The organism is Methylocystis sp. H4A (genome assembly GCF_015709545.1).
GTDB classification, from domain to species: domain Bacteria; phylum Pseudomonadota; class Alphaproteobacteria; order Rhizobiales; family Beijerinckiaceae; genus Methylocystis; species Methylocystis silviterrae.
In genome coordinates this window covers 81,104-96,355 of record NZ_JADNQY010000015.1, presented here as the reverse complement: position 1 = coordinate 96,355, position 15,252 = coordinate 81,104, and the positions used below count along the sequence as shown (strand labels likewise).

The following is a 15,252-nucleotide window of genomic DNA, read 5'->3' as shown; positions in this document are numbered from 1 at the left end:
CCATGACCGCGCCTCGACCTCTTTTCTTGACGCGTTTTCTTCACGCAAACCGGTTCCCGCTTCGCTCGAAAACGCTATAGCCCATAAAGCCGGAAGCTCGATCTTCCCGACAACTCGCGCACCACGCCAAGTTCCGTCAGCCGATCGAACAAACGCCGTGCGCTGCGGTTGGAGAGCTTGGCTATTTCGCGGCGCGCGCCAGCAGCATCTCGATCACCCGCGCCGCCTTTGCGGTAATTGGCGAAAAGCTGATTCAGCGCCTCCGCCACCATGTCGTCGACGTGACGACCTTGCTCCAGCGCTTTGAGTTGGTGGCGAACTCCTGTTTCGCAGTGAGAATCCTCGCCGCGGCAAGATCCACTCAAGCTACTGTCCGAAGGCAGCCCTGACCTCCCGCCCAAGATTTGCGAAGCGCCCCAGGTGGGGAACGCCGTCGAGCGGCCTCCAGGCGAACGAGATTCTTTGATCGCCGCCGGGATTTGGGGATGCTTGGGGCGCGCAGTGCGATTCGGAAACGGTTTAGGCGCGAGCCGCTGCAATCGCAGTCGCGGAAATACGGGAAGTTTCGCCGCTTCGTCTATTCAGCGTCAGATCGCGCGAGCGAAGGGGAACAAAACCCCCGCCGAAGGGTTAGCACCTTAGGCGGGGGTATCATGGTAGAACTCAGAACAAGCGAATGGCGACGCGCTCACGATTTCCGAGAGGAGTTCGTCGCTACCGCAGAAAAAATTGGGCAGCAACTTCAAGTCAAGCTCGCAAAAATTGTCGCCGAGCCCTTGCCCGCCGAGATTCACGATCTACTGCGAGAAATAGATATAACGCTCAGCTGATGACCGCCCTTCACCTCATGACGATATCTAATCCACCTTAACGCCTCTCGCCCGTTGCTGAGCAAGAGGCCGCTTGGGGTAATAGAAAATAGTCGCAGATAGATCCGTTCACGCGCCGAGGGGGCTCATCGTCAGCCGCGGGCCCATCGTCAATGGTGCGACGGACATAGCCCACGTAAAAACATGCCATCATGACTTCAGCGGTTGCACGTGGGTCGCTATGTCCCTCAAAGATCAAAGGCGGCGCGCTCGGCGTGTCGCAATCAAAGACAAAATAACCGTCGGAGTCTGCTGCCGCGAACGGCGTAAAACCATATGCGCGGCATGCTCTACCGTGGCGCTCGTCCAACAATTTCGCAGCGTGAATAGCGAATGTGACCCGGTTGCTTTGGCCTTTGGCGGCAATCTCTGCCCACTCTCGCGAGTCCAAGGCCAAGGCGGCCGTATCCGCTCGAACGTGATCTTTGTTATCGATCAGAACAATACGCATCCGCGCAGAAAGGGAAAAATGTTACCCCGGAATGGGGATCGTGCCCACGACGTTAACGTTTGGAACGCGACTTTCGTTCCTTCGATGCGGCGCACCGCTAACACGCACACAAGGGGAAGCCCATTTACGCGGCGGCATTATCCACAATCAGACAACGCGCGACGACTCGCCGAACCACTGCGCCTCGCGCTCCTCGGGAATCTTATGACATCGCCCTCATAGCTCCATGAGGCGATTACCTTTGAAAAACGGCCTCCCGCAAAAAGGCAGGAGGCCGCCGGCTCGGCGCTCGCCGCAATCGGGATTGCGTATCCGCGGCCGTCTTGAAGCGAGCTTTAAGAGTGTTGCGCTGCGATGGTCGGGTCGTCAATCCTTTCGCCGCGCGGGGCGGCCGAACATTGTCTTCGTCATTCCTGATCGCGGCCTTGGTCGGGAAACTTCAGCGCGGCGGTATAACCTCACGCCCGCGTCACCGGTAGCGCGAAGCTGAAAACCGTACCTCCGCCGGGGTTTTCCTCGGCCCACAACTTCCCGTGATGCTCCTCGATGATCGAGCGGGAAACCGACAGGCCTACTCCGAGCCCATGCGGCTTGGTGGTCGTGAAGGGTTCAAACAGTCTTTGTTTCACGATGTCTGGCAGACCGGGGCCTGTGTCGGTGACGTCGACGCGGATCATGTCGCCTTCGGCAAGCCTGGTGGAGACGGTTAATTGGCGATTTTCGCAGCCCTGCATCGCTTCAATGGCGTTGCGCTTCAAATTCACGACTACCTGCTGAATCTGGACTTTATTAATCGTCACCTGGTCTTCATTCGCGTCGAGATGCACTGCCGTCGTAACCCCCGCTTCTTTGGACATCGCGTCGGTGAATTCGCAGGCGGTTCGCACGACTTCGTTTAAATGGTGGGCCGTTCTGTCTGTTGTCCCGCGCGCCATAAACTGGCGCAAATTGTCCATAATCTCGGAGACCCGGAACACTTCTTTGGTGGTCTTGTCCAAAGCGTCTTCGGCTTTTTCCGCAGAAAAATGCTGATCTTTCAAAAGCCTGCGTACGATATTGAGATACGCGTTGATCGCGGTCAAGGGCTGTTTGAGCTCATGCGCCAGTCCCACGGCCATATGCTCGATCAGCTCGAGACGACCGGCGTGAAGTTCCTGCATTCGCGCTTCAAATTTTCGGCGTTCGCTCAAGTCGTGAATAATGCCCACAAAGATATGGCGTCCATCCTGTTCGACCTCAGTGACTCCCAGCTCCATGGGAAAGATCGAGCCGTCCCTACGTTGTCCCTCGACTTGTCGACCAATACCGATGATCTTGGCTTGTCCGGTTTCCCGATAATTTCGCAAATAAGTGTCATGCTCGCGTCGGTACGGCTCAGGCATAAGCATGCGCACGTTCCGCCCAATAACTTCATCTTGGCCATATCCGAATAACGCGGTCGCGGCCCGGTTGAAGGAAAGAATCGACCCCGTCTCGTCGATTGCGACGATGCCGTCCAAGGCCCCATCGACAATCGCCGCGAGATAGTCCCTGTACTGACCAGGTTTTGATGGCATGGCGAGTCTCATGCGCGGCGCTGGTAAGGAGATCAATCTGCGATATTCGGGAAACCAATCCTCTTGGCAAGGTGCGACGAACACAAACGTAAATTGCCCCGAATAGAGCATTCTAGCTTGACGCTAAGTCAGGAGGGCACGCGCTTTGCTTCGGTACGGCGGAAAGAGAGTCTATTTTCCGCGACGGCAGGCGACCCTGCGAGCTCCTTCACCCCTCTTTCTCCATTTCCTCAATCAATTACTTGATTTCGTCCCTTTCAGCGACCGCGCCAGCGAAGCATTTGGCAATAGTCTCAAGGTGCCGTTGTCGCATCGAGTTATCACCGACGCTTTTATCCCTCTCCATGGACGTTCGGATGGCTTCGCTCGCCTTTTCTAGCCCCACGATTGCCTTTGCCGTCTCTTCCAAGGCCTGATGGAGGTGGGGCAGTGATCGGGGGAACTGGGGCGAGGAGGGATGGCAGGGCTGCTAGTCGCCCTGTGACCCATCTCGGTCCTCCGCGCGCTCGCGCGTCTCCCCAGAAGAGCTGGCCCCGGTTGTTTGGACAGCTCCCCGCGCCGCCAGTAATGACTGAACCGCGTCCAAGACATCAGCGAAGCTGGCTGGTTTGCGCAGCAATGAAAAGGCGCCAGGAACTGCTCCGCTCACCGCGGCCGTGTCTTCCTTGGCGAAGCCTGTAAGCAACACGGCTGGCAGCCCGGGGCGGAGTGCCTGGGCGGCGCGTATGAGAGCGATGCCGTCCATGCCTGGCATGGAAAGGTCGGTGACGATGGCATCCACTTCATCCCCCGCAGCGAGCAGAGACAACGCATCGGTCGCGTTCGCGGCGGTGACCACGCAGATGCCTTCGGATTCCAAATTCTCGGCGAGCGTCTCCCGCACCAAATCCTCGTCGTCCACCACCAGCACCCGGGCGCTTTTCGTAGCGGGATGGGGTATCGATTCTGCGTTCTCCGCATTCTGCGATGGCGCCGGTGCGGTAGCCCCGTCAAAGTCAGCCGCGGGCAACCACAACGTCACTGTTGTGCCCTTGCTTGGAGTGCTTTCTACGCTCAACGTCCCGCCGGACTGCGAGGCGAAGCCTACCGCCATGGTGAGACCAAGTCCGGTTCCCGCGCCCTGTGGCTTGGTGGTAAAAAAGGGGTCGCATGCATGGGCGAGCGTGGCCGTATCCATGCCCTTGCCGTTATCGGCGACCGTAAACCTTACATAGCGCCCTGGGGCAACTCCGTGAACCTGCGCCTGACTTTGCGAGGACAAGACCTCGGATCCGGCCGAAAACAAGAGTTGGCCGCCCTCCGTCATCGCGTCGCGAGCGTTGGTGGCAAGATTGACCAGAACCGTTTCAAGTTGCGCTTTGTCGGCACGAAATAGCAAATTGCGTTCTACCTTGAAATTGACTTCGATGTCGGCTCCTAGGGTGAGCGTTAGGATCTCTCGAAGGCCGCCTAATAAGCTGTCGGCATCCAGCGTTTCAGTGCGCAAGTCGCTGCGGCGGCCGAACGCGAGCAGACGGCCGGTGATGGCCGCGCCTCGCTCGACCACGTTGAGCGCGAGACCTGCGAGGCGACGAACGCTCACTGCATCGTCCGCTCGGCGGTCAATCACGGAGAGCGCCCCCCCGACCGCCTGAAGGATGTTGTTGAAGTCATGGGCAATGCCGCCCGCAAGCTTGCCGAGCGCCTCCATTCGCTGCGCTTGCATAAGCAGGATTTGGGTCTTCTCGCGCTCACGCACTTCTTCCGCAAGGCGGAAGTAAGCGGCGCGCAGAGCATCTGTGCGTTCTGCGATTTTGGTCTCCAGCGAGGCGTTCGCCTCAGCCAAATGCGCAGCGGCCTGCTCCCGCTCCCTGAGATAGTCCCGCACCAAATATTGTCTTTGGCGATCACGTAGTGCGGCATGAACCGCGCTCCCCAATGCGGCCGCGCCAAGGGGCCGTTCGAGCAGCACGGCGTTGCCGATCCTGTCAGACCATTCAGGCACCCGTGACCCCTGCGCGAGGTCACCTCGTGGCGTTGCCAGCACGACGAAGGGAAAATTGGCCCAGGGCGGCTGCGTTCCAAGCCAGCGTAGCAGCACGCCGACGTCGTCATCGTCCAGGGATTCTTCGGTCACCAGGGCGGCTTCGGCGCCCACGACCGCCTCCCGCACCAGCTCCGCAACGTCGGCGCAGACATGGCAGGACACTTGGTCTCTGGCGAGTATCCGGACCGCGAGTTCAGCATCGCGGCCGCGAGACGCCAAAATGAGGACACGGCCATCCACTGCCGTTACACCGGAGTGTCAGTGTCGGAACCCGGCGGCGTGTCCATCAGGGTGTTGGCAGCTCCACGAAACACGGGCGCGCCGGCCAGGACATTCTCGAAATCGTGCAGGACGGGACCGATCGTCAGGCAGTCAGGCGGACCTAAGGTGAATTCGCGAATGGTGGACTCATGCTTTGCGGTGCGGGTCTTCACAATGGACAGGCACCGGCGCACTTGCCCTGCGGCCTCGAAATAGCGCGTAAGGAGCAGGGTGTCGCAAAGATAGCTGAGGTCGATCTGACTATGCACCGCACCGGTCAGGCCATGCTGGCCAAGGACGAGCAGCGTCACCACGCCAGAGCGGCTCAGGAAACCGAGCAGGTCGTGCAACTGCAGCATCAAATACTGCTCGTTGGGCATGGCGTGATAATACCCGTTAAGGCTGTCGATCAAGATCATCCGCGCGCCGTCGACGTCGACCGCGCGGCGAATATCGTGGGAGAACTTGCCGGGGGACAGCTCGCTCGCATCGAATTCGTGCAGTCGCAGCCGCCCGGACTCCAAATATGGCGATAGGTCCATGCCCAGCCTGGCGGAGCGCGCTCGCAACGCGCTGCGCTGTTCATCGAAAATGAACGCCGCAGCCGACTCGCCGCGCTCTAGCGCCGTGAGCACGCAGCGGGTGGCAGTGGAAGTCTTGCCCGTTCCAGTCGGCCCCATGATCAGCGTGCTGGCTCCAGTAACCAGACCGCCTCCCAGCAACGAATCCAGTTCGGCAACCCCGGTGCTGACGGTGATGGATTCGGTCTTGAGAATGTTCTGGAAGATGGTGACACGCGGATAGACGACGAGGCCACCCGTAAGGATCGCGTAATCGTGGGCGCCGCGGTGAAACGCGATGCCGCGCATTTTCACCACATTCAGGACAAGTCGCTCTGCCCCGTAGGTATTCAAGCTGCCCCGCTCTAGCGAGATCACGCCGTGCACGAGCGTTTGTATTTGCAGATCGTCCGGACGAGCCGTCTTGTCGTCAAGCAACAATACGACGCAGCCCAGGCTGGTGAAGAGCCGGCGCAGTGCGAAGAACTGCCAACGGTAGCGCAGCGGCGTCTGGGCGAGCATGCGCACCTCGGAGAGGTTATCGATGACGATCCGATCGGGCTTCTCCTGTTTGATCCTTTCCAAGATCCGCCCGGTGGTCCTCCCAAGTTCGAATTCGGCGGGGTGGAGCAGAGTCTGCTCTTCTTCCTCGCCACGGAAGGTGCTCAACTCGACCACTGAGATGGCGTCGAGCGACCAACCGTGGGAGGCAGCCGAGGCGCGCAACTCGTCTTCAGTCTCCGAAAGCGTGACAAACATGCAGCGCTCACCCCGGCGCTGCCCCTCGAGCAAGAATTGCAACCCGAGGGTAGTTTTACCGCTTCCGGGGAGACCCTCGACAAGGTAGAGCCGACGGCGGGTCAAGCCGCCGACGAGAATATCATCGAGGCCCGGGATGCCAGTTGACGCTCGGTCACCGCTGTCCCGATCCCTTCGGGGCGTGTCGGGGCTATCGGTCAAATGCGACACTCCATAATAGAACGGGCGCAAGCGTAGCGCCCCTGGAAAATCAACCGCCAGGATGCGTTCAAGGTTCCCGCGGCCGGATCATAATCGCATTCCTATCAACGCCCATCCCCCGCGTATGCTCCAACGGAGCAAAATGTCCTTGGATTCCCCTCTGTCAATTTCGGTTCCAATGTGAGACCGGCACTTTGTGATTATCCAAGGAGTATTCATCGCTCAGTGTCATTGCGGTTTCGGCTTCATTTGAGACCGGAGTTCAATTTTTTCGGTTTCAATTGAGATTCCTCGACTGGGCGATCGACCAACCTCCATCGCAGCAGACGTCTGACTGATGATCAACAAATTCAACGCGGCAGCACATCTGATGGTCAATGAGGTCTCGCGAGCTATTCGGTTTCATCTGACACTCGAGTCTCAATTCAAACCGAATAAAAAAGCGGAATGGCTCGCAGTCTCACGTTGAAACCGAAATCGACAGCCGGTCCCGATCGACACCGCGCGGTCGCGGCTGCTCTTCCGCGAGGTCGCCCAGGCGTTCCTGACATACGCCGTGCGGGCGAGTCGGGATCGCGCGGTTAAGGGGTTTCCCGCGCGATCCCGGAGGACTTTGCCGAAGTGAGGAGAACGCGGTGCTGACGTTGAGTGGCGATTCCATGTGTCGTCGAACGCCTCGATTTGCGCCTGCGACTGCTCGCCGGACGGTGCCTTAAACAGCACGTTATACGAGGCGTTCGAATTAAACGGCGGATCGAGATAGATCAGGTCAACGCTCTCGTCGGGGATGCTGTCGCGCAGCACCGAGAGGTTGTCGCCGTAATAAAGTCTGTTGGTCATTTGTCAGTCGCGCCCATCGGTCTAAGCTGCGCCTATGCTACAGATAAAATCCCGCGCGTCAGCGTTTATTGCGAAGCTCGATACGGCGGCCAGTCGGGCATCAGATGCACGGCGCGCGAGCCGCATCGCGAACAAACGAATCGGCGCGACTGCGCCAATGTGATGAACCGCGTCTCGGGAGGCTCGCGCATCGCGTCGAAGGCGATTCTGCCATGATGCGCGCAACCGAGCCCGACACACCAAACCCATGCGCCAGCGATGCCCTCAGCGCAAAGATCGGCGATTGTAGCGCGGCCAAGGCGTCGCTTAGGCGCATCTCGACGACCGAATGACGTCGCTATCGAACTAACGTCTTAGCCCGCTCGACGCGGCTTAGCCGCCATCCCGTTTCTGAGCGCGCAGCCGGCGTTGCAACTCGGTCAGCAAGGCTGACATTTTGTCAGGCAACGGTTCTTCGTCGATTTTGGCGCGCTCGGCGCGCAGCCGCTTGCCGATCTTTTCGAAGGCTGCGGCGGATTGCCGCTCGGCTTCTCGGGCGACCGCGCTGCGCCAGTCGTCCGGCGTTTCATCGTCCGGCATGACGGATATCCCCTCTCGGAAGGGGAGAACGGCGTCGGCTCCGATCGGTTCCATGTAAAATCCAATCATTGGAGCGCTTAATGCCACGACGCAGCCTGTTACCCCGTCGAGCATTGGTTCGATCAGCGCCGCATCGTCGTCACCGACGCCGGCGCGATTCTCACGGCTATCGTCGACGCTCTTGAGGCCCGTTCGTGCTATCTTCGGGCAAAGCAGGAATGGACATGCGGCTCGCCGTTATTTTGATTTTGGCCTATCTCACCGCGGCGATTTTTTACGTCTGGCGCGATCTCGCCGAGCGCAACGTTGCGCGTGTGAAGCCATATGTCGTGAGCTATCGAAAAACCGGCGATTGGGTCACTTTGTTACTGTTCGGAATTGGTTGGGTCATCGGCGCGAGCGCTAACGTTTATTATCGAAGACGGATCGCAGGCCGCGAGATCGCGCCGTTCACGGTCTTTTTCGCAGCGGCGGGATTATTTTGGATTATTTCGATGTGAGGCGCGCCGCTCGTCCGCGCCCGACTTTGCTCCAATGCCGACGAAATGCTCAACTTCGCGACCGATACGGCGGCCAGTCCGGCATCAGATGCACGGCGCGCGAGCCGCAAGCCGAACAGACGAATCGGCGCGATTTCGCCAGAGCGATGAACGGCGTCTCAGGCGGCGCGCGCATAGTCTCGAACGCGATCCTGCCATGATTGACGCCCTGTTTTCGCCGTGAAAGGGCGAGTAGTCGCGAGAGTTCTGTCGTCGATCATTCCCAATGCTCCCCGGCGTCGCTCTCCGCATCGAACCCCTCCTCTCCTGCGAAAAGAACGGCGTCGAGATCGGCCCCAGTTTGCGGTCGCTCCAAAAGCCCTTCGTCTTCGAGCCGTTCGATGTCGGGAAGCTCGCGCAACGTCGCGAGCCCGAAGACCTCCAGGAATTTCTTGGTCGTCACATAGGCGAAAGGCGCGCCGGGTTGCGGCGCGCGCAAGGCGCCGTCGATCAGCCCATGGCGCTTGAGCGCGCCGATGACGTCGCGGCTGATCTCTTTGCCGGCGAGTCGCGAGAGTTCGGCGCGGGTGGTGGGTTGCAGATAGGCGATCGCGGTCACCGCCAAAATCTCGGTCGGCGTCAATTCGGGCGCGCCCGCATGGCGCAGATCGCCGCCGGCCGCGGCGCGGATCGCCGGCGCGAAGCGCGGCTTGGTGCGCAGTTGATAGCCGCCAGCGACATAAACGAGGTCGTATGGCCTCGCGCGTAGATCGTCGCGGATGTCGGCGATCAGGTCGTCAAGATTGCAACTCGAGCCAACCAGCCTGGCGAGCGCCTCGCGCGACACTGGGGTCCGCGCGGCGAAAATCACCGCTTCGACGCGCCCCATCCACTCGCGCCAACGCACGGCTTCCGGCAACTCCATGAGCACGGGATCGAACGAGTCGTGCAGCTCGCTTGTTTTTGGGCGGCCCATGTTTGCGCCTCACCTTGCTTCTTACCGCGTTTGCTTCATCAAACCGCTTCCACCTTCCGAAAAGCGCTTCTTTAAAGCGCGTTTCCCGCGTCGAACCGGCGTCCACTTCGGTTCGAAAAGGCTTCAGAGCCCATAGAGCCGGAAGCTGGTTCGCCCGGAGAGTTCTCGCACGGCGCCAAGTTCCGTGAGCCGATCGAACAGGCGCCGCGCGCCGCGCTCGGAGAGCTTAGCCGTTTTCGCCGCGCGCGCCGGCGCAATGCAATCATCGGCGAGCAGCATCTCGATGACCCGCGCCGCGCTCTTGGCCCGCAATTTCGGCGCGGCGTCGAGAAGTTTTCTCGTTTGGCGCGACAAGGCGCCAGCGACATCGATTCCCTCCCTCGCCGCAAGCGCGTAGGCGCTCGCCAGCACGGTCGACCAGTCGCGATCCGTGGGACGCGGTCGGCGGCCGTTTGCGGCGCGTCGCAATGCGGGGTGAGCGATCACTGTGGCGAGCAGCGGAACCGGCGCCTTCCAGCCGAGTTTTTGCGCCAGGGCGAGGTCGGCGAGCCAGAGCGCGAAGATCTCCGCGTCGATCGCGGGGACAGCCGCGAGATCAGGCGCGGCGGCTGCGCTCACGCCCGCCGCTGCGGCGAGCGGATTGTCGGCGCTGGCGACAGCTTCGCGCAACGCGGCGGCAAGCCCTTGGAAGTCCAGCGCGCTCGGCGCCCCCATATATTCGGCGGCGGCGGACAACGTCGCCGCATCAAATTTTACGGGCCGCGACGCAAAAAGCCGAAACAGCCGATGCAGGCGTCCGGCCGGGCTGGTGTCGACGCCGACGCCGGCAAGATGCTCGGCATCGCGGAGCGCCGCTTCGTCCTCGCGCAGCCGCGCGAGCCGCGCGCAGGTTGCGGCGGCTTTGAGCGCCAGACGCTGGCGCAGCGCGCCGGAAAAAACCGGTTCGACGCCGAAGATTTTGCCGGCGCTCGAAAAATCGACGGAGTCGCTGCTGGCGCTCGATATGTCGGCGTCAGTCCCTAAGCCGGCGCGCGAAAAATCGACGGAGTCTCTGCCGGCGCTCGAAACATCGCCGGAACGCAAAATCTGATCGAGATGGGCGACGCCGGCGCCGGCGAAAAACATCGCGTTCGTGTCGCCGCCAGCGCCGCCGTTGAGCCTCGCCCAACGCGGAAGCGGCTGGATTTCCGGAAGATTTGGGGGGAGCGACGGGTCTAGAGGACGCCTTCGCACGACGCGATGCGGCCGCCCCATCGCCACGGGTTCAAGGCTCGACGGGTCGGGCGAATCACGTTCCAGCATGCGCGGGATCGTAGCCCCGGAACCAATCCGGCGGCAAGGATGGCGGCGCTTGATGCTTAAATTTCGCGCCTAATCCGCCGCACTTGTCGTCTCGCTCTCATGTCCGATAATGTGCGCTTATCGGACGTGATTCGGAACCTGCGGACTTCCGGGCGAAAATGGCCGAAATCGACCTCAGAGAGCCTTCCGAGGCGTCGGAATTTTTGCGCTCGAAACGACGCAGGACCCAAGCCGGACCGAAAAGAGGACGAGATGGCGGACATCGACGACGACTTCGAAGGCGACCTCGCGCCCCTCACGGCGCGGCCCCCCTCCCCGCATCTCACTGCGCTCTCCGAAAAGGCCCGCGATTACGCCCGCAACGCCCGCGCGGACAACACCCAGCGCGCCTATGAGTCGGATTGGCGGCAGTTCGCCGCCTGGCTGCGCCGCTCTGGGCTCGATCCCCTGCCCCCGGACCCGCCAACCGTCGGCCTCTATCTCGCCGCCTGCATGCAAGACGGAGTCTCTGCCGGCGCACGTAACATCGGCGGAGTCCATGCCGGCGCACGAAATATCGGCGGAGTCCATGCCGGCGCACGAAATATCGGCGCCGGAGGCCGGCCGGCGCTCAGCGTCGCGTCGCTGGAGCGGCGGCTTTCAGGGATTTGCTGGCGTTACCGCCAGCTCGGGGCGCCGCTCGATACGAGCGATCGGCATATTTCCACCGTGCTCGCCGGCATTCGCCGCGCCCATGGCCGCCCCCCGCTCCAAAAGCAAGCGATCTTCGCCGATGAGCTCATCGCTATGCTGGCGACGCTCGAGATGGATCTGCGTGGCATCCGCGACCGCGCCATTTTGGCGATCGGCTTCGCCGGCGGTCTGCGCCGCTCCGAGATCGTCGGCCTCGATTGCGGCCCCGATCAGAGCGAGGACGGGACCGGCTGGATCGAGATTTTTCCTCCTGGCGCCGATGTTCCGAGCGCCAGAAAGGACTTCGCGGATATATCCAGCGCCAGCAGAGACTCCGCCGATGTTTCGAGCGCCGGCACGACTGGCGCGGATCTATCCAGCGCCAGCAACAACGACGGCGGCGCGGTGCTGCAGATTTCCGGTAAGACCGGCTGGCGCGAAGTCGAAATCGGCCGCGGCTCGCGTCCCGAGACCTGTCCCGTCGCGCTGCTCGAGACCTGGTTGCGGCTCGGCCGAATAAGCCAGGGCCCCCTCTTCCGCCCGATCGCGCGCAAGAATGGCGGCGTTTCCGCCAGCCGTCTGACGGACAAGCATGTCGCCAGACTGGTGCAGAAAACCGCCCTCGCCGCCGGCATTCGCGGCGATCTGACCGAAGGCGAACGACGGCTTGCTTTCGGCGGCCATTCGCTGCGGGCCGGGCTTGCCTCGTCGGCGCAGATCGAAGAGGCGCATGTGCAAAAACATCTCGGTCACGCCTCCGCCGAGATGACGCGTCGCTACCAACGAAAACGCGACCGGTTCAAGGTCAATCTCACCAAGGCGGCGGGGTTGTAACGACGCCGTTCACGAGCCGTTTTCTTCTGCTGATGGAGAATCCGCGAATGGCGGCAGCGTCCCGTAGGTGGCGGCGGCCGTCAGCGCCCGCGCAGCAATGTCCCCTGCCCGGCTCAGGAGATCGGTCGGCGAAGCTTTCCCAGAATCCGCCAACGGACCAAGTTCGATGATCTTGACCAGCGCGTCGGAAAGGATGGCGAGTTGGGTCGTCGTATCGGTCATGGCGTCCGCGCTCCCTCGATGGTCAACGATAATTGCCAAATCCACGGCAGCGAAACCCCTCGTCGGAAGTCCAATCATCCCGCCATCTTTCGTCCACGCGCGGCCTTTGCCGCCTTGCCGCGCAGCAGCGCCATCAGCACGGGGCCGAGCGAAAACTCCCCTTCCCGCGCCTTTTTGGTCAGCACCCGCAAATAGCCGCCGGCGGATTTGATTTCCTCGCCCCGCTGCAGGATTGCGGCAATGACGATCGAGCTGTCATGCTCGCCCAAAACGTCGAACGCCTGTTTCCAGGCGTCGGGCGAGACGCCGAGCGCGGAGCGCACGATCGCCGCAGCGTCGATGAGATCGCGCCAGCAGGCAATCTCGCCGTTTTTGCCGAAATCGACGATGTCGGGACAGGCTTGCAGCACCATGCCGAGCGGATAGGTTCGTGTCGAACTCCCCTGTCGCTCGCCCGTTCCGGTACGGGACGCCTCGGTCGTTGACGCCCCTGCCCTCTCGGCTTCGGGATCTTCTGGCATTGACCCGGGCGGTTCGGCCCTGCCTTTTGGAAGGCAAGGTTCAAGATCAGGAATGTTTGTGATTTGATTCTGTATATGGCGCTCAGTCTGGGACTCATTGGCGCTTCTTTTTTGCTGTTTTACGTGAGTTTCCAATAGATTCTGGATTTCGGCCGCGAAGCCCGCCAGTTCGCCCGCCAAGGCCTCCAGCCCGGTTCTCCCCAGGCTGCGCGAATAGCGCGCCGAGAGGGCCTGGCAGCGCCCGTAAAGGCCTTCCCAGTCGCTGACGTCCTGCCCGTCAATCGATATCGGCGCGAAACAAACGCCCTCCTCCATCCCAGTCTCGATCATTTTGACGATGTCGCGCCGCGCCAGCGTGATCCTTTCCCGCAGGAGAGCGATGGCGCGGTTCTCGACGCGCACCTCTTCGGCGAGGTTTTCGATCTCGGCCGCGCGCGCAATCAGCGGCGCCAGATCGAAGCCGAAGGCTTCCGCGATCTCGCCCCCCTGCCCCCGCCGCGCGAAACGTTTGCCGTTCGGCGAGTCCCGCCGGATGATCAGCCCCGCCTCGACAAGCGAAGCGAGATGCCGGCGCAGCGTCGCCGGCGCCATGCCATGCGCGCGGATCGAGAGCTCCCGGTTCGACGGAAACACCACGATGCCGGGCGAATCACTCTCCCCGCCTTCCCTGCCTTCTGCCTCTGGCAACGTCAGCGCAGTTTCCTGGTGGAAGCTCAGCAAGGCGTGCAGGACGGACAGCGCCCGGTCGGTGACGCCGAGCGGGCCTTTGGCTTCAGTAGCTGCGCGAAACAGTCGCCATTTATGGACGACCGTCTCGGACGCGTCGGGTTTTGCCGCGAAATCTCGCGTCGCCGCCTGCGCCGCCACCATGGCAAGCGTCAACGGCCGCCGCCCAAAGGGCGTCGTTGAATATGTTCTCATGAGCTTTTGCCTCGTTCAGGCAAAAGAAATCCGCTCGCCGAAACGGCGCCAACTCTTGACAGCGATTCGCGGAAGTGTGATTCTCTAGGTGCGAACTATGAGAAGGGCTTCCGTGCGATGTTTCGGGGGCCTTTTTCTTTTGTCGTAACCTCAATCTTTGTTGACGAAACGCCTAACTCGTTACTCGACGAGCGTGCGCGTGCGCGCTTTGCTCGCAACAAAACTAATCGTCGCGCTGAGCCACCTGAAACGCCTTAAGCAAGGCCGGCAGTTGGGCCACGACGTATGCGCCGAACTCGGCGTCCACCGACTTGTCGACGTTGATGCGCAGCCATCCCGAATCTTCGTCGACCCGCGCGATCTTTCGTCCCTCATGGTCGATCCACGAGGTAATTTTCGCCGGCGCGTTCTTGGTGGCAAGCGCCGAGAAGACGGCAGCGAACCTCGAATCTGAGTCGAGCTGCGCAAATTCCGCTTCGCTACAAATGCGCGCCCACAACTTGCTCGCCCGCGGCGCCTTGAGATGCTCTGCAAGGTCCATCCAACGGCGCCGGCCCGCTTTGGGAGCCGCCCCGATTGCTTTCACGAGTTCGTCCGGCAATGCCTTGCGACAGGAAATCAGCCGCGACAATTCCGTCTTGTCGACGGCTAGAGCGGCCATGATTGTTTCGCGGCCAAATCCGCGATCTTCAAGCGACACCGCGAAGGAGGCGCGTTCGATAAAGGAGAGATCGCGACGAGCACTGTTCTCTTGCCCTTGTGCGATGACGAGTTCGTCATCGCTCAGACTGCGAACGACCGCCCTTACGCGCTGCCCCAATTCTCGCAGAGCGCGCAAGCGCCGATGGCCGTAGGCGATCTGGTAGCGCCCTGAGACCTCCGGGTGAGGTCGAACCAGTATCGGAACCTGCTGCCCGTGAGTGCGAATGGACGAGAGCAACGACGCGCAGTCCGCTTCGCTTTCATCGAGACGATCCGTGACGAATGAGGCGTCGACAAGCGATGCATCGATTTCGACGACGTTCGCGCCGGAAAGTAGCCGTTGTTCGAGGGCCTTCGCCGCGTCGATATCCGCAGAAATCCGCTCCAAAGAGCGACCCATAGCGCCGACCGCCCCCCTGGTTCCGAGTGTCGGCGGCGGGCGGCGGGCGGGCCCATTCTCGGAGTTGACCGCGGTCAACTCCTCGTCGTCCAAGCCCAGCAAGAGGTTTTTGCGCGCCATC

14 protein-coding genes are annotated in these 15,252 nt (G+C 61.5%); 3 read left to right on the top strand and 11 right to left on the bottom strand.

Features of this window, described 5'->3' with window-relative positions; translation table 11 throughout:
- Window positions 1–74: 74 nt before the first annotated feature.
- Window positions 75–272 (bottom strand): DUF1403 family protein, encoded by a 198-nt coding sequence (locus IYW40_RS22025; protein ID WP_196399325.1) that lies wholly within the window; start codon window positions 270–272, stop codon window positions 75–77.
- A gap of 381 nt (window positions 273–653) precedes the next feature.
- On the opposite strand from IYW40_RS22025, the gene IYW40_RS02955 reads away from it, so the two are divergent.
- Window positions 654–830 carry a hypothetical protein gene (locus IYW40_RS02955; RefSeq protein ID WP_196399302.1) on the top strand — a complete coding sequence of 59 codons (177 nt, stop codon included), beginning with the start codon at window positions 654–656 and terminating at the stop codon, window positions 828–830.
- Between the two features lie 948 nt (window positions 831–1,778).
- On the opposite strand, the gene IYW40_RS02950 is transcribed toward IYW40_RS02955, so the two are convergent.
- From IYW40_RS02950 to IYW40_RS02930, 5 genes are all read right to left on the bottom strand, one after another.
- Window positions 1,779–2,987 carry a PAS domain S-box protein gene (locus IYW40_RS02950; RefSeq protein WP_246720595.1) on the bottom strand — a complete coding sequence of 403 codons (1,209 nt, stop codon included), beginning with the start codon at window positions 2,985–2,987 and terminating at the stop codon, window positions 1,779–1,781.
- Between the two features lie 358 nt (window positions 2,988–3,345).
- Window positions 3,346–5,013 carry a response regulator gene (locus tag IYW40_RS21600; protein WP_196399300.1) on the bottom strand — a complete coding sequence of 556 codons (1,668 nt, stop codon included), beginning with the start codon at window positions 5,011–5,013 and terminating at the stop codon, window positions 3,346–3,348.
- Window positions 5,014–5,147: 134 nt separating this feature from the next.
- Window positions 5,148–6,683 (bottom strand): ATPase domain-containing protein, encoded by a 1,536-nt coding sequence (locus IYW40_RS02940; protein WP_196399299.1) that lies wholly within the window; start codon window positions 6,681–6,683, stop codon window positions 5,148–5,150.
- 420 nt (window positions 6,684–7,103) lie between these two features.
- The gene (locus IYW40_RS22190) at window positions 7,104–7,523 is read right to left on the bottom strand and encodes a hypothetical protein (RefSeq protein ID WP_348644220.1); all 420 of its coding nucleotides are present in this window, start codon (window positions 7,521–7,523) and stop codon (window positions 7,104–7,106) included.
- 372 nt (window positions 7,524–7,895) lie between these two features.
- Window positions 7,896–8,156, bottom strand: coding sequence for a hypothetical protein (locus IYW40_RS02930; protein ID WP_196399298.1), 261 nt, complete (start codon window positions 8,154–8,156; stop codon window positions 7,896–7,898).
- 170 nt (window positions 8,157–8,326) lie between these two features.
- Here IYW40_RS02930 and IYW40_RS02925 point away from each other — a divergent pair, with 170 nt between their 5' ends.
- Window positions 8,327–8,602: a hypothetical protein gene (locus IYW40_RS02925; protein ID WP_196399297.1), complete on the top strand. Its 276-nt coding sequence runs from the start codon at window positions 8,327–8,329 to the stop codon at window positions 8,600–8,602.
- Window positions 8,603–8,858: 256 nt separating this feature from the next.
- Here IYW40_RS02925 and IYW40_RS02920 read toward each other — a convergent pair whose 3' ends face one another.
- Both IYW40_RS02920 and IYW40_RS02915 read right to left on the bottom strand, forming a co-directional pair.
- On the bottom strand, window positions 8,859–9,557 hold the full coding sequence (locus tag IYW40_RS02920) for an SMC-Scp complex subunit ScpB (protein WP_196399296.1): 699 nt from the start codon (window positions 9,555–9,557) through the stop codon (window positions 8,859–8,861).
- 123 nt (window positions 9,558–9,680) lie between these two features.
- Window positions 9,681–10,859 (bottom strand): DUF1403 family protein, encoded by a 1,179-nt coding sequence (locus tag IYW40_RS02915; protein WP_196399295.1) that lies wholly within the window; start codon window positions 10,857–10,859, stop codon window positions 9,681–9,683.
- A gap of 252 nt (window positions 10,860–11,111) precedes the next feature.
- Here IYW40_RS02915 and IYW40_RS21595 point away from each other — a divergent pair, with 252 nt between their 5' ends.
- Complete coding sequence (locus tag IYW40_RS21595; protein WP_232366159.1) at window positions 11,112–12,365, top strand: integrase; 1,254 nt, start codon at window positions 11,112–11,114, stop codon at window positions 12,363–12,365.
- Between the two features lie 9 nt (window positions 12,366–12,374).
- On the opposite strand, the gene IYW40_RS02900 is transcribed toward IYW40_RS21595, so the two are convergent.
- The 3 genes from IYW40_RS02900 to repB all read right to left on the bottom strand — a co-directional run bounded on the left by IYW40_RS02900 (window position 12,375) and on the right by repB (window position 15,251).
- Window positions 12,375–12,587 carry a hypothetical protein gene (locus tag IYW40_RS02900; protein ID WP_175095534.1) on the bottom strand — a complete coding sequence of 71 codons (213 nt, stop codon included), beginning with the start codon at window positions 12,585–12,587 and terminating at the stop codon, window positions 12,375–12,377.
- 74 nt (window positions 12,588–12,661) lie between these two features.
- Window positions 12,662–14,029: a plasmid replication protein RepC gene (gene repC / locus IYW40_RS02895; RefSeq protein WP_175095533.1), complete on the bottom strand. Its 1,368-nt coding sequence runs from the start codon at window positions 14,027–14,029 to the stop codon at window positions 12,662–12,664.
- A 223-nt stretch (window positions 14,030–14,252) separates the two neighbouring features.
- Window positions 14,253–15,251: a plasmid partitioning protein RepB gene (gene repB, locus IYW40_RS02890; protein WP_175095532.1), complete on the bottom strand. Its 999-nt coding sequence runs from the start codon at window positions 15,249–15,251 to the stop codon at window positions 14,253–14,255.
- Window position 15,252 lies beyond the last annotated feature (1 nt).